Raw genomic sequence first — 23,140 nt, 5'->3', positions numbered from 1 at the left:
GATTTTATTTAGATGAATAATTTTAGATTAGGACGCAGAAGTTTTATTGGTGCTTTAACAGGTTTTTGTGGCAGTTTTCTGGGTAGTCAGTCTCGGGGTTTTTATTCTCAATTACCATCCACACACATTTATGGCATGGGGGAAAACTTTTCAGATACTCTTATCAATCAATGGTTTGGTGAATACGAACAGATAAGTCCTGATTTGCATATAAAATATAATTCTATTTATAGTAGTGATATTCTTCTTGATAAATTAAAAAAAGGCTCTATTGATTTTGCTATTACTGATATTAGTTTTAATGAACAAGAGTTGAAATTATTTAATAATAATATTTTATCATTTCATCTGGGGTTAAGTGCGGTCGCCCTTATTTATAATCATCAACAAATCGATAATTTACAACTAACAAAAGAACAATTAGCTAATATTTTTACTGGTAAAATAACTGATTGGCAAGAATTAGGAGCCACGGAAAGCAAAAAAATAAAAGTAATTTTTCATGGCAATAATAGCGGGACAAATTTATATTTTAGTAAATATTTAAGCTCCATTAGCGATGAATGGAAACAAAACATAGGAGAAACAAAAACTATCCCGTGGGAAATGGGAATCAGTGCAAGGGGCAGTGAGGCTATAGTTTCTACCCTAAAACAAGTAGATGGGGCAATTAGCTATGTAGAATATCCCATTGCAAGGGAAAATGAACTAAATATTGCTAAATTAGAAAATGATTTTGGTAACTTTATTACTCCTAATGTCTCTCATTTTGTTGGTAATACTAACCGCTTAAATAAAGAAAATATAAATTATAGTAATTCCGATAATTTTACCTATCCTTTGCTTACTTCTTACTGGTTTTTAATTAATAAAAATAGCTTAAATCAGGGACAAATAAACAATTTAAAATACTTCGCAAACTGGATAAATAACTAAGGTTTCAGAGTTAGAATTAAACAGAAATAAGATTAATAAATTAAAGACTTTAGTAAGCTGAAACATCTAATTTTTATTGTCAATTATCCATCATCAATTCTCAATTGTTATTACCACCAATCATCCTTTTTAAGATTACCATTTCCCCAGCCATCATCATCAAAATAAACATCATTACTTTGCTCAGGATAATCACTATTATCAAAATTTTCTTCTAGAGTATCCTTAATGGGTTCAATTACTCGTGCGATCGCATCTTGGACAAAAGCCTTAATAAACTCGTCCTTGCGACTAAGTTTAAACTGTCTTTGCACTACTTCTGTAATACCACCGTCACCCCAATCTTGATCATGGCTAAAATATTCTACAAAACTCTTACCAGCAATGCGAGTCAGATAAGCCGCACTCACCCCCTGAATAGCTTTTCCCACCACATAAGTCGCGAGAGTTAATTGTAGCGCCCTCGCCACCAACTCCACAGCGCCCTTTACCACCCCCAAACTAACTAAAGTTTTACCTAAGGATACCGCTAAATCCCGGCCGCGATCGCTATTAATTTCACAACCATAAACCTGTCCTATTTCTACCACCATCTGAGCATTTACCGCCGCTGCTGCCAACATATCCACCACAGGCACAGGAGTACAAGCCACCACCCCCGCCCCAATCCACTGATAACGAGTGATAATCTTATCCGCTTCCCGGCTACGTTGTTGGGCAATCAACTTTCTCGCCTCCTCCCCCAACCTTTGCGACTGCAACAAAATATTATCCGCCAACAAATCATCCCCCTCCGCCCGACAGATAGCCGCCAAACGTTTAATGACATTATCCACCTCCACATCAGGCTGAATCATTTCATCCGCCGAAAACTGCACAGGCTGAGGATTAGCGCAGGCTTGGATGACATCATTACTAGGAATAAACCTCGCCACCCTCTGCTGAAGACTACTTAAAATAATTCCTTGTTCTTCTTCTGAATATAAATCAATTTTATTGAAAACTAATAATGACCTTTTGCCGATGGTTGCCAAAGCCTCCAAAGGTTTAAACTCCGAAGCCCTCAAGTCATTGTCACACACAAACAGTAACAAATCCGCCTCCGTGGCTAATTGCCTCGCTAATTGCTCTCGAATTTCCCCCGGGGCGCCCATTTCCAAAATACCGGGGGTATCAGTAATCAATATTTCTCGGTTAGCAGAAGGCAACTTGAGAGAATGGGTTACTCCTTCGGTGGTAGTGCCAATACTGGCTTGAATTTCCCCCACCATTTCCCCGATTAAAGCATTTACAAGGGATGTTTTTCCAGCACTACCCGTGCCAAATACAGCTACTTTTAATTTTCCTGTGGTAAAGTCTGCCTCAATTTGTTGCGATTTTTCTAATAAAGCCTTTTGGCTGACTTCATCTTGAATTTGGGCGACTTGTTTTTTTACTGCCCTAATAGTTTCTGAGGCAATCTCGTTTTTTTGGGCAGGAAGAGCGGGTAAGGGGCGCTGTCTTTTTCGTTTTCCTCTGGAAGTTCGACTGGTTTTGTCGCTGGGGATAATGCCAAAATAATAAAGAAAGATACCAATAAAAAATATTAACAATAAAATCAGAACAAACACTAAAAAGTTTGCGAGTAGTGGACTTGTCCAAGAAATTTCGCTATACAATCGAGATAACGCACTAACTAACCACAGCATTAAGCCGAAAATTATACTTAAGCCGATAACAATGGTTACAAGACGAGACAGGCGCATAGCTTTGGGAAGGTAGTAGTTTTTAGGGGTTATGTTAGAATTTTTATGTTTGAAAAGTTATAGTGTAGTGTTTATTTTGAATAGATTATTATTAACATCACTTTTGTTTTATCAATACTACTTAGGAAAAATTATTGGTAAGTTAAATTATAGGTGATTAAATTAATTTATGTAATAGTTAGCTATTTTTGTAGTTGACATTATGCTGATATTTGATACGCTATATATCACCATTATTTTTTGATATGTTTAGAAATATTTTTACTGGTTTTGGATTTATTGATGGCTTATTATACCCTTTTAAAGCCTTGCAATTAATTATTAAAAATAAAAAATTGTTGCAGTATTTAGTAGTTCCTATTTTTATTAATATAGTAGTTGGGATAGGTGTTTATCTTCTGTTGTTACAACCTAGTTTATTATTTTTTGACATTCTGGAGAATAATATAAGTGTGATCGCCCTTAGCTATGTTAATAGACTACCTGAAGCCCTTGGGTTTTTATTGCCCATAACTTCAATTTTTGTTGTAATAATCAGGACTGTATTAACTGTTCTATTATTTATAATAGTTGGTTTTATTATCGTTCAATTTGGTAGCATTTTAGGCTCTCCATGGTATGGAAAACTATCAGAAAATATAGAAATAATCAAACTAGGAAATCTTGAATTAGTAGAAGTTAATATCTTCCAAGATATATTGAGAGCCTTGTTATTTGAGCTTAAAAAAATCATCTTAATTATCTTAGGAACTATTCCCTTATTTTTACTCAACTTTATCCCCGCTTTTGGTAATTTAATCTCAGGTATCGGAGGATTATCCCTAACCGTTTTAATCATCTGCTTAGATTTTTTTGATGCCCCCCTCGAAAGAAGAAGACTAAAATTTAGACATAAAATACAGTTTGTATTTGCCCGTTTTCCCAGTAGTGCAGGATTTGGTTTAATTTGTTTGAGTCTTATTAGTATTCCCCTCCTAAACTTAGTTGTTGTACCCCTCTGTGTGTCTGGAGGTACATTACTATTTTGTGATTATCGCCTTAGACAAAGAAATATGTAGGCTGTGCCAAAAAAAATGGAATCATGAGGGAGGGCTAGTTTATGATTCGATAAACTAATCCGTCAAACCATGGGTGAGGGCAAAACGTACCAATTCTGTGCGACTGTTAGTGCCTGTTTTACTAAACAAACGACTAACGTATTTTTCCACATTTCTAACGCTAGTTTGTAGCGTCTTGGCTATCTCCTTATTCATCAAACCCTTTGCCACTAAGTCTAATACACTTTGTTCTCGAGGGGTTAAATCAATCTTGATAGGAGACTCTGTTACATTCAACTTATTAGGGTTGTCTAATTTATCTTTAATGTCCTTAACATCTTTTACCAACTCATCCAACTGAGTGCTTTGCGGGTTACTTTCCTGTCTAACCTTACTTTTTTCCAGTAAATTTTTAATAATAGCTTCTAGCTCATCAGGATCAAAAGGTTTTGGTAAATAAGCATCACAACCAGCAGTATATCCCTCGATGCGATCGGTTGTCATTCCTTTGGCTGTCAAAAATACTACAGGAATACTCTGGAAACGAATATCCTCTTTTAGTTGAGCCAAAAATTGCAGTCCATTAACTTCGGGCATCATAATATCCGAAATGATAATGTCAGGAACTTCGTTTTGTAACATTGTCCATGCTTCTCTGGCATTACTAGCAACATCTACTTGCCAGTCTTCATTATCTCCTAAATATGCTTGTAAAGACTCCCTAATACCAGGCTCATCATCTACTAATAAAATATGTTCTGTCATAAACGTTGTAAGTATAAAAATATTGTTTTAAATAACATCAAAAACTATAACCCTTTTTACCGCCAAAATGAAAGTCTCACCTAAGACTTTTACACCCATAAGGTGTTTAACTTTAGCAACAAGTTTTATTTTAATCAGAGATATAATATCCTCTTTTTTTAAAAAAAATATTATAAGTTAGACCTTAAATAATTTTAACAAAAAAGTAATTTATATTTTTCAATTTTTTAAATAATTTTAGTTAATGATAATCCACTCAAAACAAGCTGAGTTACATTAAAAAAATACTTAAAATTAAAGGTTTAAGGATGTATCATTAATTGTATTGTACATTGTTAATTTTTTCACTATTTCCGGCTCTAACGGATCAAATATTCTAGGAACTGAAACAAAATAAGGTAAAATATTGATGGCTCGACAAGTTCATAAGAAAAAGTAAAAAGGGTATATATGAAAATTGCCCTTGGGAAGTGCCAATATTCGTTATCCACTAATAAAAATCGATGCAATTTATAGATCAGGTAGAAATAGAAGTAATAGCAGGAAATGGCGGAGATGGCTTAGTTGCTTTCCGTCGAGAAAAATATGTCCCTGCGGGAGGGCCTTCGGGGGGTAATGGAGGTAGAGGAGGCTCGGTAATTTTAAAGGCTGTTACTAATTTACAAACCCTTTTGGATTTCCGCTATGCTCGTCAATTTAAGGCAGAAGATGGTAAAAGAGGAGGCCCGAACAATCGTACGGGTGCAGGGGGCAACGATCGCATTTTAGAGGTCCCCTGTGGCACGATGGTTTATGACATAGAGACGGAGCAGTTAATTTATGATTTGGTCAAAGAAAATGAGACTTTTGTGGTGGCAAAAGGAGGTAAGGGAGGTTTAGGAAATCAACATTTTTTGAGTAATAGTAACCGCGCCCCTGAGTATGCTTTACCTGGTTTGGAGGGGGAAATAAAACAAGTTCGTTTAGAGTTGAAACTGTTAGCAGAGGTGGGTATTATTGGCTTACCCAATGCAGGAAAATCGACTTTTATTTCGGCGGTGTCTTCTGCTAAACCAAAAATTGCTGATTATCCTTTTACTACTCTTGTGCCTAATTTGGGGGTGGTAAGAAAGCCGACGGGAGATGGTACTGTTTTTGCGGATATTCCGGGGTTAATTGAAGGGGCTTCTGATGGTATTGGTTTAGGGCATGATTTTTTACGACACATCGAGCGCACTCGGTTACTATTACATTTAGTGGATGTTAATGCCGAAGATCCTCTCGAAGATTATAAAATTATTCAGGAGGAGTTAAATGCTTATGGCCGTGGTTTGCCTGAGCGTGTCCAGATTTTGGCTCTTAATAAGATTGATTCTATCGATGAGGAAACCCAACAGTATTTGATAGAGCAGTTTCGAGCCGTTACGAATGATCAAATTTTCTTGATTTCGGCAGTGACAGGGGCAGGGTGCGATCGCCTTTTACAAACCATTTGGCAAGAGTTAGATCAATTGATAATGGATAATGGATAATGGATAATGGATAATGGATAATAATATCTCCCCTATTGCCCGTTGCCCATTCCCTATTCCCCTTTTTATCAATGTTAATTAACGATAATCAAGAACAAATTGCGATCGCCACTTACGGATTAACCAAAATCTATGACAAAAACATCGCCGTTAATGAAGTAGATTTACAAATCAAACAAGGGGAAGTTTATGGTTTAATTGGCCCCAATGGGGCAGGAAAAACTAGCCTCATCCGTATGTTAGCCACCGCCGAAGAGCCTACCAAAGGAGAAATCTATCTAAATGGCGATCGCCTTTTGCGGGATAATACCAACCCCCACCTAAAACAGTACCTAGGCTACCTTCCCGACGACTATCCCCTTTATGATGACCTTAACGTCATTGACTACCTCGATTACTTCGCCAGACTTTACAAACTATCAAAACCCCTCAGAAAACAAAGACTACAAGAAGTATTAGAAACCGTTAACCTCGAAAACAAAAGAAATAGCCCCATTGCCACCCTTTCCAGGGGCATGAAACAACGCCTTAGCCTTGCCCGGACCATTATCCATCAACCCATTATCCTTCTGCTCGATGAACCCGTATCAGGACTAGATCCTATCGCCAGACTAGAATTTCGTCAAGCCATTAAGCTACTGCAACAAGCGGGAATGACCATTTTAATATCATCCCATGTCCTCAGTGATTTAGCAGAACTATGTACATCCATCGGCATCATGGAATTGGGCTGTTTAGTCGAAAATTCATCCCTAGAAAATCTATACCAAAAATTTAGTAAACAACAAATATTTATTTCCTCCCTCGCAAAAAACGACCAACTAGAGCAAGAATTAAACAACTGTCTTTTAGTAGAATATTGGGAAAAATTACCCGATAAAAATCAATATCTTACCCATTTTACAGGGGACTTAGAACAAGCCTCTCAACTTTTAAAGGAACTCATAAAAGCAGATATTCCTATACATAATTTCCATTGCGAAAAAGAAAGCCTAGAAACCATTTTCCTCAAGCTAGGTCATGAACAAACATCCTAATCTTAACTTGTGATTGTAAAAAACAAACAAAGTTTGCTTCTATTTTAAAAGAAGATATTTACCAAAAAAACAGGACAAAAAATATTTGATTAAATGAAAATTGCCTAAAAACATATCATAATTAACACCATAGCACTCTTATTTCATGAGTTTTACATCTTAAAACATAAAAAACTATCACTCCACAAAGACCACAAGAACTATTTCATCCAAATTATTGATAATTACTTTATTCCTAATCATTTCAAACTGCTGCAAAAGCTAAAAACCTCATTTATCCTATTATATAGACATATACTTAAGCAGTAAAATTAGGAACATAACAAAAACTTAGAAGATGATTCTTCAAGAAAATAATTAATGGTTAAGGTTTGTAAAAAATCATATATTTTTGTAGCAAAATATAGATTAATATACTACTCTAGTCTTACCCAATATACAAAGTATAAAAACTTCAACATTATGCGCTCAATGCACAGAACTTCTACAACTCAAATGGAGGTAACCAGTATTCGTCTGGAAAAGAGCCTCAAAGATAGTTTAAAGTCTCTTTCCGGAAGTCAGGGTTATCAAACATTAATCCGTGATATTTTGTGGAATTATGTACAACAAAAATCAGGAGAATATCGACCAAACTTCGCAAAAACAGATATTCGAGCAACCATAGAAGGCATCGCCAGAAAAGATGAAAGTTGTGTTTTAAGTGGAAAATTAATTTCTCAAGGGGAACCTTTATTTTTAGCCTTAACTATTTATGGTGATTTTGTTCCCGTATCCCTTGATGGATGGGAAAGTGAGTAGTCAGATCATTATTGTATAGGTCAATTAGTTCTGATGGAATTCAAGATATTGTGATTCTATCATCGGAAAAAAGTGACCGATAGGACCGCATCCTGAGCCTATTTCCAAGGAATATTCTAACGCTGTGGTGACATATTCCTTAGCAGAGGCGATCGCCCTTGGGAGGGATTTTCCGAGGGCTAGATGGGCAGTAATAGCCGCCCCTAAACTGCATCCTGTACCGTGATTATTAAGAGTGTCAACCGCTTTTATTTGAACAACGGTATAATTTTGTCCATCAAAAAAAACATCAATTCCTTTATTTTGTCCTTGCGCGGCACCACCTTTAATTAAAACCGTCTTCACCCCCAAATCGTAAATTTTAGCCGCCGCTTGTTTCATATCATCAATGGATGTAATAGATATACCACTCAACAACTGAGCCTCGTATAGATTAGGCGTGAGCATGAGGGCTTGGGGAAAAAGCAAACTTTTCATCGCTTCCACCGCTTCATTATCAATTAACTGTGCTCCTGTGCGAGAAACCATTACAGGATCTATAAGAATATTTTTGCCACCCCATGCTTTGATACAATCAGCTACCGTGGAGATAATTTCTTCATTAAAAAGCATTCCCGTTTTCAGGGCATCCACCTTAATATCGCTGATTACCGCCTCAAATTGAGCCTTTACCATGTCAGAAGATACCGCCATTACCTCCGTTACGGTTTTAGTATTTTGTGCCGTGAGGCAAGTAATTACACTGGCACCATGAACATAATTAAAGGCAAAAGTTTTTAAATCCGCCTGAATTCCTGCACCACCACCACTATCAGAACCAGCAATGGTTAACGCTACCGCCGTTTTCATAATCTTTTTACTAAACCAATCAATTATTACATAACCTTAACTTATCCCATCTTATATTAAGTCTTGATAAATTTTTACAATGGGAAGTCCCCCAGAATTCGGAGATTTAGGGCGAAACAATGATCCTTTTCATAACTGATTACTCGAACTTGATCTTAATTATTTTTATCACCTTATTACCTTATTTTATAACCATTGACCATTGCCCATTCCCTATTACCCAGAATAAAACTTGACATAAAAAATTTAAACTGCGATAATAATAGTTTGTGTGAAGTTTAGCACTAAAAAACTCTTGGCTAACGTTATTATAATAGGCGCCCAATGGGGCGATGAAGGAAAAGGAAAAATCACGGATTTACTCAGTAAATCAGCGGATGTCGTGGTGCGTTCCCAAGGGGGCGTAAATGCAGGACATACTGTGGTCGTAGATGGTCAAACCTTTAAGTTACATTTAATCCCTTCAGGGATATTATACCCTGATACAGAATGTATTATCGGTTCTGGTACTGTGATAGATCCGCAGGAATTGTTAGAGGAAATTGATCAATTAGTTGATCTCAATGTTTCCACTGACAATTTATTTATCTCTCAAACTGCCCATGTGACGATGCCTTATCATCGCATCTTGGATCAAGCGGCAGAAGATAGAAGAGGTAAATTTAAAATTGGTACAACAGGCAGAGGCATCGGGCCTACCTATTCTGATAAAGCGGAAAGAATCGGCATTAGAATGCTTGATTTGATTAATGGCGATCGCCATCCCGACAAGTTAGAATGGACTATCAACTACAAAAACGCAGTCCTCGAAAAACTCTACGGTTTACCCCCCCTAGACCCTCAAAAAGTCATCAAGGAATACCTAGGTTACGCCGAAAGACTACGTCCTTTTGTTATTGATAGTTCCCTAAAAATCAACCAAGCCGTAAGAAGTAAGAAAAATATCTTATTTGAGGGGGCTCAAGGTACATTACTTGACCTCGATCATGGGACGTATCCCTATGTAACATCCTCAAATCCCATTGCTGGGGGAGCTTGTGTTGGTGCTGGAGTAGGACCTACTATTATTGACCGCATCATTGGTGTAGCAAAAGCGTATACCACCCGTGTAGGAGAAGGACCTTTCCCCACCGAACTAGAAGACGAAATCGGTATTTTATTGGGCGATCGTGGTTCTGAATTTGGTACTACCACGGGGCGCCGTCGTCGTTGCGGTTGGTTTGATGCTGTGATTGGTAGATATGCCGCCAGAATTAACGGTTTAGACTGCTTGGCAGTAACTAAATTAGACATCTTGGACGAATTACCAGAGATAAAAGTATGTGTGGCCTATGAAGTAGATGGCGAAACCATTACCGAATTACCTACCCATGCCAATAAATTTGCTCGTTGTAAGCCTGTCTATGAGACTCTACCCGGTTGGCAAGCATCCACCACGGAATGCCGTACCCTCGAAGAATTACCTGAAAATGCCTTAAATTATCTTAAATTTTTGGCAGATTTAATGGAATTACCCATTGCGATTGTTTCCCTTGGGGCAGGTAGAGAACAAACCATTATCGTTGAAGATCCTATCCATGGACCAAAAAGAGCTTTACTTAATGCCAATGTAAATCCTCTCCAACAGTCCTAAATTAAAAGTATATTTTGGTTATTATTAAAATTGTTCCAAAATTAACCCCAAATTGCTTGGGTAAATTATCAAAATATAAAATTTATAATTAAATTCGGTAAAAAAAATGCAAGTCACATTAGAATGTAACACCAGACCTGAAGGCTCTAAACCAAGAGCTTTACGTCGTGAAGGTAAGCTCCCCGCTAACCTATACGGCCATAGTGGTTCTGAAGCTATTTCCTTAGTTTTAGGTCATAAAGAGGCGATCGCCCTTCTCAAAAGTGCTTCTATCAACAACACTTTAGTAGAGATGACTATTCCCGAACTTTCTTGGAATGGTAAAGTATTAATCAGAGAAGTTCAATCTCACCCTTGGAAAAGAACCCTCCACCACATTAGCTTCTTCTGTCCTTCTGGGGATAATCAAGTAGAAGTCGTTGTTCCTGTAAAAATCGTTGGTACTTCTATCGGTATCAAAAAAGGCGGTATCATGGAGCAGATGGTAACGGAAGTTAAAGTTCGTTGCTACCCTGATAATATTCCTCAATTCCTAGAGATGGATATTAGTAAAGTTGACATTGGTAAAACCTTCCAAGTTGCTGATCTCGTTTTATCAGAAGGAATCAACGTTTTAGATGATCCTAATAAAAACATCATCGGTATTGTTGCGCCTCGTAAGAAAGGTTAATTTTTTTTCGACCGTGACGGACATTATTGAGCCTCTCGAAGTCTTTTCGAGGGGTTTTTGTTTTGTGGGTCAAAATGGTAGGGTATATATATTTGTGGTTTTTATTTAATCAAAAGTTGGTAATGAAAAGTATTTTACTCTGTACAGATGGTTCTAGTTATGGTGAAAATGCCTATAAATATGCTGCCTGGATGGCCAAAAGATTAGATGCAGAGGTGAATATTTTATCAGTGACAGACAATCGAGCTCAAAGTAAATCTTCTCAGGGAAATTGGAGTGGAAGTCTTGGTTTAGGTGCATCGGATGAATTGCTAGAAAAGTTAGTGGAATTGGACCATGAAAGGGCAAAATTAAATCATGTACGAGCTAAGGTGATTTTGGATCATGGCAAAGAGATTTTAAAACAGGAAGGGGTAGAAAAGGTTAATGGTATTCATAAGACTGGTTTTGTCGCTGATACGGTTAAAAATTTAGAGGAAAAAACGGATTTAATTGTATTAGGTAAAAGGGGAGAAAATGCGGATTATAATTCCGTTCACCTAGGGGCAAATTTAGAGAGAATTGTTCGTGTTAGTAATAAACCTTGTTTTGTTACCCCCCATGATTATGTTCCCATTGATAAAGTTTTAATTGCTTATGATGGTAGTGCCACAGGTCATCGAATTTTAGACTTTTTAGTAAATGTTCCTTTCGTTAAGGATTTGGATATTCATTTGGTGATGGTGAGCAAAGGTGATGATGGTAACAGTAAATTATCACAGGCTTTGGATTTATTAGAAAATGCAGGTTTTAGTGTTCAATCTTCTTTGTTAAAAGGTGATGAAGAAAGTGAGATTACTTCTTATATTGAGCAGAATAATATTAATTTGCTCATTATGGGGGCTTATGGTCATAGTCGCATCAGAAATTTAATTATTGGTAGCACTACTATTCAATTATTGAGAAGTACCAGAATTCCAGCCTTGTTATTCCGTTAAGTTAATCCGACTCACCCCATTTTTTTCGGGGTAGGTTACAATTATTTATCGTATTTATAAATTTGGTGAGGAGTAATGTTTAAGCTGACATTACCTAAAGGTAAAATGTTTAAGTTAGCACTAAAAAAGTGGCTTGTCATCGGTGTTTCTTTATTTTTGGTGACATTTTCTCTTATTGTTACCTTTCATTACACCACTGTACCAGTGCGATCGCAAACTGTGGCTTCTGCTAATTTATGGGGTAAAGCATCCTTTCCTGTGGAAAACTTCCAAAGATATACATCCCCATTTGGTTATCGCATTCACCCCGTTACGGGGCGAAGACAATTTCATAGCGGTTTAGATATTGCCGCTCCCTTGGGTAGTTACATTCGTAATTGGTGGGGGGGCGAAGTAGTAGGACTCTCGGATAATACCGCCTGTGGTACGATGATTACTATTCGGTCAGGGGCATGGAACCATACTTATTGTCACATGATGGGGGCGATCGAAAATACAAATCGAGGTAGAGCCTTGGTAGATAGACAAGGGGGAATTTTTATTCCTCAAGGGCTAACGGTTCCTACGGGCGCTCGTATTGGCAGAATCGGCATGACAGGAAGGACTACAGGCCCCCATCTCCACTGGGAATTTAGACTAAATGGAGAAAGAGTTGACCCGGGAGAAATATTACGGCGGATGTACGCCCAAAGGGGATAATTTAGAGGTCTTTTTTTAGTTCTATAATTCCTTTCTCTGTGCAAATATAATCAAGGGGTTGATCCCATTCTTCGGTGGGTAATTCGTCCACATAGGCAAAGTCGAAAATGATGCCCATGGTGGGAATATCTTGCCATGGTTTTTGGCATAGGAGGCGATCGTAAAATCCTCCCCCATAACCTAATCGATACCCTTTTTGGTCACAGGCCACCGCAGGTACTAAAATTAGTTCTACTTCTTCTGGAATAATTTTGAGACTATCTTTATAAGGTTCAAAGATACCATAAGCCCCTTTTCTGAGTTTTTCGCCCCAATGCCATTGATGCCAAATTAAGTCTTTATCTTGACAGCGAGGAATGCCCCATGTAATAGGGTGATGGCGATATAAAAAACTTAAATCCGGTTCTTGTCTATGGCTGATATAGCCTAAAATTACCCTTGATTTTTCGATAAGAGGATGGTTAAATAAATTACGGCTAATACGATCGCTCTTTTTTTGCCATTGGAAATGATCAAGGTGCGTGCTGCGTAGCAGATCTCCTTGGGATCGCTCCTTAATATATTTTTTTCGTAACTGTCTTTTTTGTTCAGCTATATTCATTACTTTTTCCCGGGGCGAGACATACTAAAAATTCGTTGTTTGTTGAGATGACGTAACCAAAAACCGCCGATTACTGCCATCACGAGGCAAAACCAACCCACTCCCGATTGTAAAAGTAAAAAGCCACCGATGGATAACATTGAACCAAATAGAATCATTACCCCAGCCACCACTTTGAGAGCATCTAAGCCCAAATTTTGTAAAGGTTTAACTCCTGTAGCATCCTGTTGTTTTTTCCAACCAAGTCCAGCGGGGCGCACCCGTAGATAAAAACGGGTTAGGGTTTCTTCGGACTCAGGAGGGGTAAGATACATTACCGAAATCCATACTACCGCCGTAGCACCAGATATAACCATTAACCTTAAACCGAAATCCGCAGGGAAGACATTGAGGTTAGGAATCATACTCAGCACACCGATGGCAAAACCCACCAGCATGGCTGTTAATTCTGCTGCACTGTTAATGCGCCACCAATACCATCTTAAAATTAATACTAATCCAGGCCCTGTACCGATGGCAATTACTAATCGGAATACCGTGGCAATGTCTTGGGCAAAAAAAGCGGCGATCGCACCTATAACCGTCACCAACGCAGAAGCAACCCTTCCTGCGAAAACCAACTGGGCTTGGGAAGCATCAGGGGCAAAGAAACGACGATATAAATCATTGGTAAGGTAAGAAGCCCCCCAATTAATAGAAGTAGATACCGTACTCATGAACGCTGCTATCAAAGAAGCTACCACCAAACCGAGGACGATAGAAGGTAAAAACTCCAACATCATTAAAGGATAAGCCAATTCAGGATCTTCTAATTCAGGAAAAATAACCAATCCAGCCAAAGCGACCAAAATCCAAGGCCAAGTACGGAAGATATAATTGAGGATATTAAAAAACCATGCCGCCTTTTCCGCTTCCGCTTCATCCTTTGCCGCCACTAACCTTTGGATAAACTCCCCTCCCCCATCACTACGGCGAAAACTCCACCACTGCACAAAAAGATATGCCGAAAAAGTAGTTAGGGTAATTCCTGCAAAATCGCTCCATTGCCAACCCAAAAAGCCATCCCCCCGCACCAAAGGGATAAAAGCTAATACATCGATGTCTGTAACTGCCTGTACTTGGGTAACTAACTGCCTAATACCCCCCACATCATTGACCGCAAACACCGCCACTAATAAAGCTCCAAACAGGGCGAGGAAGAATTGGAAAAAGTCCGTTACTACCACTCCCCATAACCCTGAAAATCCTGAATAGATGAGGACGAAAAAACTAACAAAAATAACGCTCCATAACTTGCCATTGTCGCCCACATTCAACCCCAAACTTTCCCACAACTGCAAAGCGTCCACCACCTTCACCATGGCTAACATGGCGTAACCAATACCGATACAGTTGATAGGTACGGCAAATAAAAAGGCTTTGGTTGCCCGTAAAATTGCCGCCATTCTTCCCCCATAACGAATCTCCGTTAACTCCGCATCGGTGACAATCTCCGCCCTACGCCACAATCGGGCGAATATATAAATTAATACCACGTGGGCAAAGCCAAAACTCCACCATTCCCAGTTACCTGCGATACCCCTAGTGGCAACAACTCCGCAAATGTAGAGGGGGGTATCAATGGAAAAGGTGGTGGCGGCCATACTTGTACCTGCTAACCACCAAGGCAACGAGCGCCCTGAGACGAAGAAGTCTTCTAAACTTTTGGAGGCTTTTTTTGAGAGATATATTCCCACTGCCATGGTGGCAATGAGGTATAACAAGACTACTATCCAATCGATTGTTTGCATTTTTTATTAGGGAATGGGTAATACGCAATGGGGCAATATGAGATTTAAAGTTTAGCCCTCACCCTCAGCCCCTCTCCCTAGGGAGAGGAGGGAATGAAATGTTATAGAAATTCGCTGATTTGGGAGGAGATAAAGGGTAAAATCTCTCTATTTTGACTATTTTCTATGCCTTCGGTGAACACTGTTAAATGGTACGCCTTACCGTTACTTTTTTCAATGTAGGCGCTATCAAGTCTTACTTTTGATGTCCATCCTGCTTTTGACCAAAGAAGATCGCCTGTACTCAATGCCTCCCCCAAAAAGCCACTCACCTGATTTTCTTCTTCATGGGGGGCGAGGGTTTTTTGGTTTACATCTCTTTGTAATAAACTCATCATTTCTTGAGATATTTCCGAGGATACTGCCACACCTCCTACTATACTGTGAAATAATCGGGCGATCGCATTGGTGGTTAAACGATTACGATTTTCAAAATTTTCCCCTAAATACATTCTTTCTCTGCCGTAGGGACCATCTCCCCAAGTTTTTTGATTAACATTGATGGTTTTTAACTCCTCCCACCCCAAAGATTGATAATAACGGTTGACAATATTACGCTGATATGCCCATGTTTGAAAAGGTGCGATCGTTAATTCAGGGCCTGATGTCGTACCCGTCAACACATCCAAAACCAAGCCCGTAGCATCATTACTCGAATCCACAATCATATCCCGAATAGCCCTTTCCAACTCTGGGCTAGTTTCTAGCATCCCCGTCTTAATCCAATCCTTAACAGCCACCAAATAAAAAAGTTTCACCACACTGGCAGGATAAAGATTTTCATCCCCCCGATAGCTATAACCCCGAATAGGATGCTTCCAAAACTCATCCACCGACAAAGCACCCCCAGTATTCACAATTATTGGCTCATCATACACAAGCCAAGTCAAGGCAATTTGATTTTTTGCCAAAGAAGGAAACCTTTGCCATGTAGCGTTTAAAACTTCTTCGGCGGTTTTTTGGAGGGACTCATCAGGGATAAAAAAAGCCATAAATCAATTATCATTAAGATTTGCTAGTTATTTTATCGTATAATGTGTGGTGCTAAACCTAGCCCTATCAATGTGAAACGAATCTTTGTCCTTCCTATGCTGATGGTGTTAACCATTACTGGTTGTAGCAACTATCCTCGCACTCTCAATTTTCCCTTCGATAATGGTGGAAGGGGTTTAAATAGTCGTAACTCCGAATTAAATCCCTACATAGCAGGAAATTTTATCACATTTACCTCAGACCGTAACGGCTCTCAAGATATTTATTTATTCGATGCCAGAAATAGAAGATTGATTGATTTACCTAATTTAAATGCCTTTGATGAAATTGCTACTAATCCCACCATTTCTGAGGATGGACGTTATCTAGTGTTTATGGTGGTAAAACAAGGACAATCAGGACTATATTTATATGATCGCACCACTCAACAAAAAAGGACTTTAATCCCCCAAACTACTAAGGAAATTAGAAACCCCATGATAAGTAGTAACGGAGAAAAAATTGTTTTTGAAACAGCCAATAATGGGCAATGGGATATTGTGGTGACAGATATTCGTGGCAACCCCATCAACAATTGACAATGGACAATTAAACTTTAGAATTTTGAGTATGTTAGGTTTAAGTATGAAATCCGACAATCAAGAATTATAAAACCGCTATACTTTCCCGTGATTTAAAATAAACTCCGCAATAGTTAAATCCATGGGAGTAGTTACTTTCAAATTAGTTTCTTCCCCTTCTACTATCTGCACCGAATAACCACATCTTTCCAACAGCGCCGCATCATCTGTCACCTCCCACCCCAACTCTAGCCCTTGATTGTGACATTGTTTTAATAACTTCACATCAAATCCTTGGGGGGTTTGGGCTGCCCATAAGTAATCACGGTTAGGGCTATCTATGACAGTTTTGTTTTCATCTACTATTTTGATAGTATCTTTAACAGGGATAGCTGCAATTAAACCCTGACAATTATCTAAGGCTTTGGCACAACGATCAAATAATTTTGGGGTTGCCAAACATCTTGCCCCATCATGGATTAATACCTTCTGGGCATGGCTAGGTAAGGCTTGTAAACCGTTATAAACTGATTGTTGTCTCGTGTCTCCCCCTTTTATCAAGGTGACGGGTTTGGTGAGGGATAATTGTTCAATAATTTGGGTAAATTCTTCAAAGTCGTAGGGTTGCCCCATAATTCCTATCCATTCAATTTCCTGAGATTTTTCGGCGTTGATTAATGTCCATGCCAAGAGGGGCTTATTTTCTAATTTTAATAGTAGTTTGTTGCCTTTTGCACCCATTCTTTTGCCCACACCTGCGGCTGGAATTAATAAAAACATAGCCAAAATTTTGATAAAATTACTGATTAATTGAGGAATAAAAACTGATTTTTAACTTCATTTATTGTGGATTGTCCATGGTCAATTGTCAATTTACTTTCACTGTTTAAAAGTTTTCATGAATGATTCTCTAGGACAACATTTACAAAAATCCCTCTCTACTATCAAAAAGGCTAATTGGTATCGACAGGAGCAAAAAATAACTGATTTGTCGGGATATACTATCACCATTGATGGTGAGCGGTTAATTAATTTTGCTAGTAATGATTATTTAGGGTTAGCCACAGATATTCGTCTTAAACAAGCAGTAATAGAAGCTATAGAGCGTTATGGTAATGGTAGCACTGGATCTCGTCTATTAAGCGGTCATAGAACCCTTCATGATGATTTAGAAAGGGCGATCGCCTCTTTAAAACAAACCCCCAAAGCCCTTGTTTTTAGTTCGGGATATTTAGCTAATTTAGGTACTATTTCGGCTTTAATGGGCAAAAAAGACCTCATTTTAGGGGATGAATATAACCATTCTAGTCTTAAAAATGGGGCAAAATTGAGCCAAGCCCACACGGTGGAATATCAACATATTAACTGTGAAGATTTGGTAGATAGACTAACTAAAGTGCGATCGCACTTTCGCCATTGTCTGATTATCACCGACAGCGTTTTTAGTATGGATGGAGATATTGCCCCTTTGCCTCTGTTGTTAGATATTGCACAAAAATTTGACTGTTGGTTAATGGTGGACGAAGCCCACGGTACAGGGGTAATAGGCAAGCATGGGGCTGGATGCGTAGAACATTTTGAACTTAAAAGTGAACGTATTATTCAAATTGGTACCCTGAGTAAGGCTGTCGGTAGTTTGGGGGGTTATGTAGCAGGGAGCGAGGTATTAATTGATTTTTTGCGTAATCGTTGCCCAACTTGGATTTATACGACAGCCCTCTCCATAGCGGATACAGCAGCAGCTTTAACGGGGGTTAATATCATTCGCACCGAGGCTCATCGTCGTCATAATCTATGGACTAATATTAATTTTCTTAAAAAACTATGTAGTGAAGCTAACCTAACTATTTTACCCTCAGATTCGGCAATTTTATGTTTACCCCTCAAAGATGCTCCCGAAGCCCTAAGTATGTCGTCTAAATTGCGATCGCATGGTTTCTATGTACCAGCTATTCGCCCCCCCACAGTACCCATTAGCCGACTACGTTTTTCCTTCATGGCAACCCACGAGATTAGAGATTTACAACAATTAGTTAAAGTCTTAGCAGATTAGAATTAGAGAGGAGGTTAAAATGCTCTTAATATTCATTATTCATTCTCAATTCTTTATGATATGATGCTTAGAAGGTTGTTGAGAAAAGTTTAACCCTAGACTCAATGAACGTTTTAAAAACTACAAACATCTAACTCTAGCCACACGGGCATGGTTTGGTTGCAAAAATTATTTACAAAAACAAACAACAACGATAGCTCTAACGCTAACAATGATAATAGAGATTGGGTATCGCTAAATCCTGATAAATTTGGTAACAGCCAAATATACTTTAGCACCCATGAAGAAATCGATTTGTATGAATTAGAAGAACTTTGTGACTCTGTTGGCTGGGCTAGGCGCCCCCTGCGCAAGGTAAGAAAAGCCCTTGAACATAGTTATCTCGTCGTCTCTGCTTGGGAGGTTAGAGGCAATAAAAAAATCATGATTGGTTTTGCCCGTGCGACTTCTGACCATGCTTTTAATGCCACTATTTGGGATGTGGTCATTCACCCCCGTTTTCAGAATAAGGGATTAGGTAAGGTTTTAATGCAATATATGATTCGCAAGTTACGTAGTGATGATATTAGTAATGTTACTCTATTTGCAGATCCTCAAGTGGTAGAGTTTTATCGTCGTTTAGGTTTTATCCTAGATCCTGAAGGCATTAAGGGAATGTTTTGGTATCCTGATTAACCTTTTTCTGCACTCTTTATATTATTTTGAGGTTTGAACACCCTGTGGATATGTTATTACTATATAATGGGAATGTTTGCATTTTTTGGTATAAACACACAGATTTCCATTATGCTGTAAACCTCTTTATTATCTCAGTATAAGGGAAAAAAGTCAATAAAAAAGTAAATTTTGTAATGATTATTTACATTTATTGTGGAGTGTTTTACTTTCCTTTCATATCCTTTAATTCTTGGTCAACTTCCCATTGTTGGAATTTCTCTTCGAGGGGATCTAAAGTGTCGTTGTAAGTAGAATATTGAGAGGAGGAATTATAATATTTAGGAGTATTATAGGTACTTTGAGCTTGTTTCATTTTCAGTTGAATTTCTTTTTGTTTATCTTCAATGGATGCAAGAATTTCTCTTGACTGGGCAATTTTTTTCTTAGTGTCTTCCATTTTTTCCCAAGCTATTTTTCCCTGTTGAAGAAGACTAATTTCTCTCATTTCAGCTTGTTGAGCTAAATCATAACGACCTGATTGTCTTGCTTTTTCGATGCGAGGATGCCATTTTTGAATGTCTTTGCCTAATTGTGTAATTTCTTGCTCTAATTTTTGAAGTTCAGCTTTTAGCTTTAAAATAAGTTTAATAGTTTCTTTTTCTTGAGCTATTAATTCTTCTGATAAAACTTCTAGTTTAAGTTTTGGATTACTATTTAAAAATTCTTCTAATCGAGATTCTAAAAAATTACTAAAATCTTCAAAAATTCCCATAGTCTTAGTTAATAATCAGTTCACATTACCAATTACGATAACACATGGAGAGAGAGCTATTCCTTCGGTTTTGCTCAGTATATTATTTAATGTCCCAGTCCATATTTGTTGATTGTTTCTCCCTGCATTTTTTATGATTATAATAGAACGATTTGAAGGGCGATCGCCCTTAATTAAAAAATCAATGATGCGTGGAAGATTTTTAGCCCCCATCAAAATAACGAGGGTGTCGATTTGGGAGAGAATATGCCAGTCAAGGGATTCAGGATTATGTCCACTAATCACCACAAAATTTTGACTGTTATTTTTTTCTGTCAGGCTTACCCCCGCCCATAAAGGAGCGGCTAAAATAGATGATATACCAGGTACTAGCTCATAATCAATATTATAAGGGGCGATCGCCCTTAATTCTGGACTAAGACGACCGAAAATGCCAGGATCTCCACTTTTCAGACGAATTACATTATTATACGATTGACCATAATTAATCAACATTTGATTGATTTTATCTTGAGGAGTGCTAATTTGTCCCCCTCTTTTGCCCACATTAATTTGTAAACAATGGGGTGGTGTAATTTTGAGAATGTTATCATCAGCCAACGCATCATAAATGACTACATCAGCCTTACAAATTAAACCATGGGCTTTTACCGTTAAATAGTCGATACCCCCTACCCCCGCACCGACGAAATAAATGGTCATGATTATTTTGAATTTTAACTATTAATGAAGATTGATTATGACTGATGGTAATTAATATTTAACCTCTAGTTCAGACTAAAATAGAGCAATTTAATTGTCAATATTACTACGATTCGCATTATTTCCCACTTTAAACAAATTGATACCATGGAATCATCGTAATTATTATCAAAAAAATAGTACATTTTATGAAAATTTTAGTGGCAGGGGCTACGGGGCAAACAGGAAGAAGAATTGTTCAAGAGTTGGTAGAAAAAGGGATGGAAGTTAGGGCTTTGGTGAGGGATGAAGCTAAGGCTAAGGAGATTTTACCCCCTTCGGTGGAGGTTGTTATGGGGGATGTTTTAAAACCTACAACTTTAGAAAATGCTTTAAAAGATTGTGATGTGGTAATTTGTGCCACGGGAGCAACCCCTAGTTGGGATATTACGGCGTTTTATAAGGTGGATTTTGAGGGCAGTAAAAATTTAATTGATTGTGCGAAAAAAGCAGAGATAAATAAATTTATTTTTGTTACTTCCCTTTGTGTATCGAAGTTTTTCCATCCTCTCAATTTATTTGGGTTGGTGTTGTTTTGGAAAAAACAGGCAGAAAAGTATTTAATAGATAGTGGCTTAAATTATACTATCGTCAGGCCTGGGGGGTTAAAAAATGAAGACAATTTATATCCCTTGGTGGTAAGGGGCGCTGATACCCTAGAGGAAGGCTCTATTCCCCGTAGAAAAGTGGCGCAGGTATGTGTTGAGGTGATTTCTCGCCCAGAAACTGATGGCAAAATTTTGGAAATTGTCGCCCAAGAGGATGCCCCTAGCCAAGATTGGGATCAATTATTGGCGGTTTAGTAGTTTTTAATTTGGCTTTTAATTCCCATTTGATACGGTTTAAAATTGAGGTTTCATCAAGGGAATTGATGATGTTTTCTACCACTGCTAGGGGACCATTTTCGCCCCATGAAGCGCCGTTGGCGAGATAAACTTTTGTTACTTGCCCAATGGCGTAGGTGGAGACTCCTGCCACTCCTGCTTGGGTAATGGCGATGGAGAGATAAGGGGCAAGGCTTAATCCTCCTGTGATGGGGGTGGTTAAGCCTAATACTCCTTTGAGGGAACTTAAACCAAATGTAATAAGGATGTCACTGGCGGTAATACCTCCCATGCTGAAAGCTATTTTTTTTAGTAGCCCTAAGGCTCCTTTTTGGGTCATGGGGATGTTATATAGGTGGGAAAGGCTTAAAATCATCGCCACATCAACGATCGCCCCTGTGAACAAATCTAGGGCGGTTACGGGGTTAAGGGCGATCGCACTGGCTTTAGTCATCACGGCTTTTTGGATAATTTTTTCGGCGTTATCATCCCTAACTGATAATTTTCTTTGTACCAATCGTTCGTTAATATTACCTGTAAATAACATGGTATTGAGGGCAACGAGAGATTTTCCCTCTCGATGGAGAATTTCAAGGATTTTTAGCTGTAAATCTTCGATTTGAGGCTCTGCCCGACGACGACTAACCTTTAATTTACCTTCTTTATTCCTCAGCGCCACAGAAATAAAAGGAGATGCCGCCACCATGACAATTTCATCGGGGGACAATAACTCTTTTACCCTCTTATCTCTAATTGTCTCATAGATTTCGGTGCGATCGGCATCGGGATATTGATCAATTTTATTAAACACCAAAATCATCGGTTTACCCACTTCCCGCAACTGAGAAAGCGCTTGATACTCCACCCTTGTAATATCTCCCGACACCACAAATAAAATTAAATCCACCTGACTAGCCAAATCATGGGCTAAAGCCTCCCTCGTTTCCCCGTCAATTTCATCAATGCCGGGGGTATCAATCAACTGAATTTGAGCATTAGCACTAGAATTAATCAACCGTTGCACATTACCCAATCCATTACCAATACTTTCTTGGTTGAGTTGCCAGTGGGTTTGACTTATATCTTGGGTTACTCCATGCAAAGGGCCAGTGATAAATATTTCTTGCCCCACTAAGGCGTTTAAAACGCTAGATTTTCCCCTGCCTACCATGCCAAAGGCGGCAATTTGAATCACAGAGTTTTCTAGTTTTTCTAACATTGCTGTTAGTTGTCCAATATCAGTTTCTAATCCTATTTTTTCTTCTTTTTTAAGGTCAAGATTATCTAGTAAATTTTGTAAAGATTTTTGAGCTTGTTTATAGTTAATTTCTCCTTGTAAATTGGCAAAGTTTAGGATAGTGTTTTCCCATTCTTCTTGACTCCATTGGTTAAATTCTTCTTCTGCCATAATTCTTTTATAAGTTCCATTAGTATTTTTTGTTTTCTACAA

The 23,140-nt window shown here is 38.3% G+C and carries 23 protein-coding genes; 13 read left to right on the top strand and 10 right to left on the bottom strand.

Translation table 11 applies throughout. The annotated features are described in order from the left end of the window. Positions 1–12: 12 nt before the first annotated feature. On the top strand, positions 13–936 hold the full coding sequence (locus AA637_RS13005; protein ID WP_446683112.1) for a substrate-binding domain-containing protein: 924 nt from the start codon (positions 13–15) through the stop codon (positions 934–936). 110 nt (positions 937–1,046) lie between these two features. Here AA637_RS13005 and AA637_RS13000 read toward each other — a convergent pair whose 3' ends face one another. Then, positions 1,047–2,681 carry a YcjF family protein gene (locus AA637_RS13000; protein ID WP_446683111.1) on the bottom strand — a complete coding sequence of 545 codons (1,635 nt, stop codon included), beginning with the start codon at positions 2,679–2,681 and terminating at the stop codon, positions 1,047–1,049. Between the two features lie 245 nt (positions 2,682–2,926). On the opposite strand from AA637_RS13000, the gene AA637_RS12995 reads away from it, so the two are divergent. Continuing rightward, positions 2,927–3,739 carry an EI24 domain-containing protein gene (locus AA637_RS12995; RefSeq protein ID WP_446683110.1) on the top strand — a complete coding sequence of 271 codons (813 nt, stop codon included), beginning with the start codon at positions 2,927–2,929 and terminating at the stop codon, positions 3,737–3,739. A 54-nt stretch (positions 3,740–3,793) separates the two neighbouring features. Here AA637_RS12995 and AA637_RS12990 read toward each other — a convergent pair whose 3' ends face one another. Next, positions 3,794–4,483 (bottom strand): response regulator transcription factor, encoded by a 690-nt coding sequence (locus tag AA637_RS12990; protein ID WP_069790125.1) that lies wholly within the window; start codon positions 4,481–4,483, stop codon positions 3,794–3,796. A 503-nt stretch (positions 4,484–4,986) separates the two neighbouring features. Here AA637_RS12990 and obgE point away from each other — a divergent pair. The 3 genes from obgE (at position 4,987) to AA637_RS12975 (ending at position 7,832) form a co-directional block, all read left to right on the top strand. Continuing rightward, positions 4,987–5,994, top strand: coding sequence for a GTPase ObgE (gene obgE, locus AA637_RS12985; RefSeq protein ID WP_446683109.1), 1,008 nt, complete (start codon positions 4,987–4,989; stop codon positions 5,992–5,994). A gap of 71 nt (positions 5,995–6,065) precedes the next feature. Further along, positions 6,066–7,031 (top strand): ABC transporter ATP-binding protein, encoded by a 966-nt coding sequence (locus tag AA637_RS12980; protein ID WP_446683108.1) that lies wholly within the window; start codon positions 6,066–6,068, stop codon positions 7,029–7,031. 462 nt (positions 7,032–7,493) lie between these two features. Beyond that, the gene (locus AA637_RS12975) at positions 7,494–7,832 is read left to right on the top strand and encodes a hypothetical protein (protein ID WP_069790122.1); all 339 of its coding nucleotides are present in this window, start codon (positions 7,494–7,496) and stop codon (positions 7,830–7,832) included. Positions 7,833–7,856: 24 nt separating this feature from the next. On the opposite strand, the gene thiD is transcribed toward AA637_RS12975, so the two are convergent. Then, positions 7,857–8,681: a bifunctional hydroxymethylpyrimidine kinase/phosphomethylpyrimidine kinase gene (gene thiD / locus AA637_RS12970; protein ID WP_446683107.1), complete on the bottom strand. Its 825-nt coding sequence runs from the start codon at positions 8,679–8,681 to the stop codon at positions 7,857–7,859. Positions 8,682–8,976: 295 nt separating this feature from the next. Here thiD and AA637_RS12965 point away from each other — a divergent pair, with 295 nt between their 5' ends. From AA637_RS12965 to AA637_RS12950, 4 genes are all read left to right on the top strand, one after another. Beyond that, a complete protein-coding gene (locus AA637_RS12965) occupies positions 8,977–10,314 on the top strand; it encodes an adenylosuccinate synthase (protein WP_446684595.1) in 1,338 nt (445 codons plus the stop codon). 106 nt (positions 10,315–10,420) lie between these two features. Beyond that, positions 10,421–10,984, top strand: coding sequence for a 50S ribosomal protein L25/general stress protein Ctc (locus AA637_RS12960; protein ID WP_069790120.1), 564 nt, complete (start codon positions 10,421–10,423; stop codon positions 10,982–10,984). Between the two features lie 122 nt (positions 10,985–11,106). Beyond that, the gene (locus tag AA637_RS12955; protein WP_446683106.1) at positions 11,107–11,961 is read left to right on the top strand and encodes a universal stress protein; all 855 of its coding nucleotides are present in this window, start codon (positions 11,107–11,109) and stop codon (positions 11,959–11,961) included. A gap of 75 nt (positions 11,962–12,036) precedes the next feature. Beyond that, complete coding sequence (locus tag AA637_RS12950; protein WP_446683105.1) at positions 12,037–12,660, top strand: M23 family metallopeptidase; 624 nt, start codon at positions 12,037–12,039, stop codon at positions 12,658–12,660. A 1-nt stretch (position 12,661) separates the two neighbouring features. Here AA637_RS12950 and AA637_RS12945 read toward each other — a convergent pair whose 3' ends face one another. The 3 genes from AA637_RS12945 to AA637_RS12935 all read right to left on the bottom strand — a co-directional run bounded on the left by AA637_RS12945 (position 12,662) and on the right by AA637_RS12935 (position 16,082). After that, positions 12,662–13,261, bottom strand: a complete 600-nt coding sequence (locus tag AA637_RS12945; protein ID WP_446683104.1) for a 5-formyltetrahydrofolate cyclo-ligase — start codon at positions 13,259–13,261, stop codon at positions 12,662–12,664. After that, positions 13,261–15,051 (bottom strand): sodium:solute symporter family protein, encoded by a 1,791-nt coding sequence (locus AA637_RS12940; RefSeq protein WP_446683103.1) that lies wholly within the window; start codon positions 15,049–15,051, stop codon positions 13,261–13,263. Before AA637_RS12940 ends, AA637_RS12945 begins: the two co-directional genes overlap by 1 nt. Positions 15,052–15,152: 101 nt before the next feature. Next, positions 15,153–16,082, bottom strand: a complete 930-nt coding sequence (locus tag AA637_RS12935) for a serine hydrolase (protein WP_446683102.1) — start codon at positions 16,080–16,082, stop codon at positions 15,153–15,155. A 102-nt stretch (positions 16,083–16,184) separates the two neighbouring features. Here AA637_RS12935 and AA637_RS12930 point away from each other — a divergent pair, with 102 nt between their 5' ends. Further along, positions 16,185–16,661 (top strand): TolB family protein, encoded by a 477-nt coding sequence (locus AA637_RS12930; protein WP_446684594.1) that lies wholly within the window; start codon positions 16,185–16,187, stop codon positions 16,659–16,661. Between the two features lie 78 nt (positions 16,662–16,739). Here the strand turns inward: AA637_RS12930 and ispD are convergent, their stop codons facing one another. Then, on the bottom strand, positions 16,740–17,423 hold the full coding sequence (ispD, locus tag AA637_RS12925; protein ID WP_446683101.1) for a 2-C-methyl-D-erythritol 4-phosphate cytidylyltransferase: 684 nt from the start codon (positions 17,421–17,423) through the stop codon (positions 16,740–16,742). A 118-nt stretch (positions 17,424–17,541) separates the two neighbouring features. On the opposite strand from ispD, the gene bioF reads away from it, so the two are divergent. Together bioF and AA637_RS12915 are read left to right on the top strand one after the other, a co-directional pair. Further along, a complete protein-coding gene (gene bioF / locus AA637_RS12920) occupies positions 17,542–18,696 on the top strand; it encodes an 8-amino-7-oxononanoate synthase (protein WP_446683100.1) in 1,155 nt (384 codons plus the stop codon). Positions 18,697–18,846: 150 nt separating this feature from the next. Continuing rightward, the gene (locus AA637_RS12915; protein ID WP_446683099.1) at positions 18,847–19,371 is read left to right on the top strand and encodes a GNAT family N-acetyltransferase; all 525 of its coding nucleotides are present in this window, start codon (positions 18,847–18,849) and stop codon (positions 19,369–19,371) included. A gap of 205 nt (positions 19,372–19,576) precedes the next feature. On the opposite strand, the gene AA637_RS12910 is transcribed toward AA637_RS12915, so the two are convergent. Together AA637_RS12910 and cobA are read right to left on the bottom strand one after the other, a co-directional pair. Continuing rightward, complete coding sequence (locus tag AA637_RS12910; protein WP_446683098.1) at positions 19,577–20,125, bottom strand: TIGR04376 family protein; 549 nt, start codon at positions 20,123–20,125, stop codon at positions 19,577–19,579. Positions 20,126–20,140: 15 nt separating this feature from the next. After that, a complete protein-coding gene (cobA, locus tag AA637_RS12905; RefSeq protein ID WP_446683097.1) occupies positions 20,141–20,827 on the bottom strand; it encodes a uroporphyrinogen-III C-methyltransferase in 687 nt (228 codons plus the stop codon). 188 nt (positions 20,828–21,015) lie between these two features. On the opposite strand from cobA, the gene AA637_RS12900 reads away from it, so the two are divergent. Next, complete coding sequence (locus AA637_RS12900; protein WP_446683096.1) at positions 21,016–21,669, top strand: SDR family oxidoreductase; 654 nt, start codon at positions 21,016–21,018, stop codon at positions 21,667–21,669. Here AA637_RS12900 and AA637_RS12895 read toward each other — a convergent pair. Next, on the bottom strand, positions 21,635–23,098 hold the full coding sequence (locus AA637_RS12895; protein ID WP_446683095.1) for a GTP-binding protein: 1,464 nt from the start codon (positions 23,096–23,098) through the stop codon (positions 21,635–21,637). The genes AA637_RS12900 and AA637_RS12895 overlap by 35 nt on opposite strands. Positions 23,099–23,140: the final 42 nt, after the last annotated feature.

It is taken from the genome of Cyanobacterium sp. HL-69, assembly GCA_002813895.1.
Taxonomy (GTDB): Bacteria; Cyanobacteriota; Cyanobacteriia; order Cyanobacteriales; family Cyanobacteriaceae; genus Cyanobacterium.
Note: the sequence above shows the minus strand (reverse complement) of the source record. Positions and strands in the feature narration are given on the sequence as shown.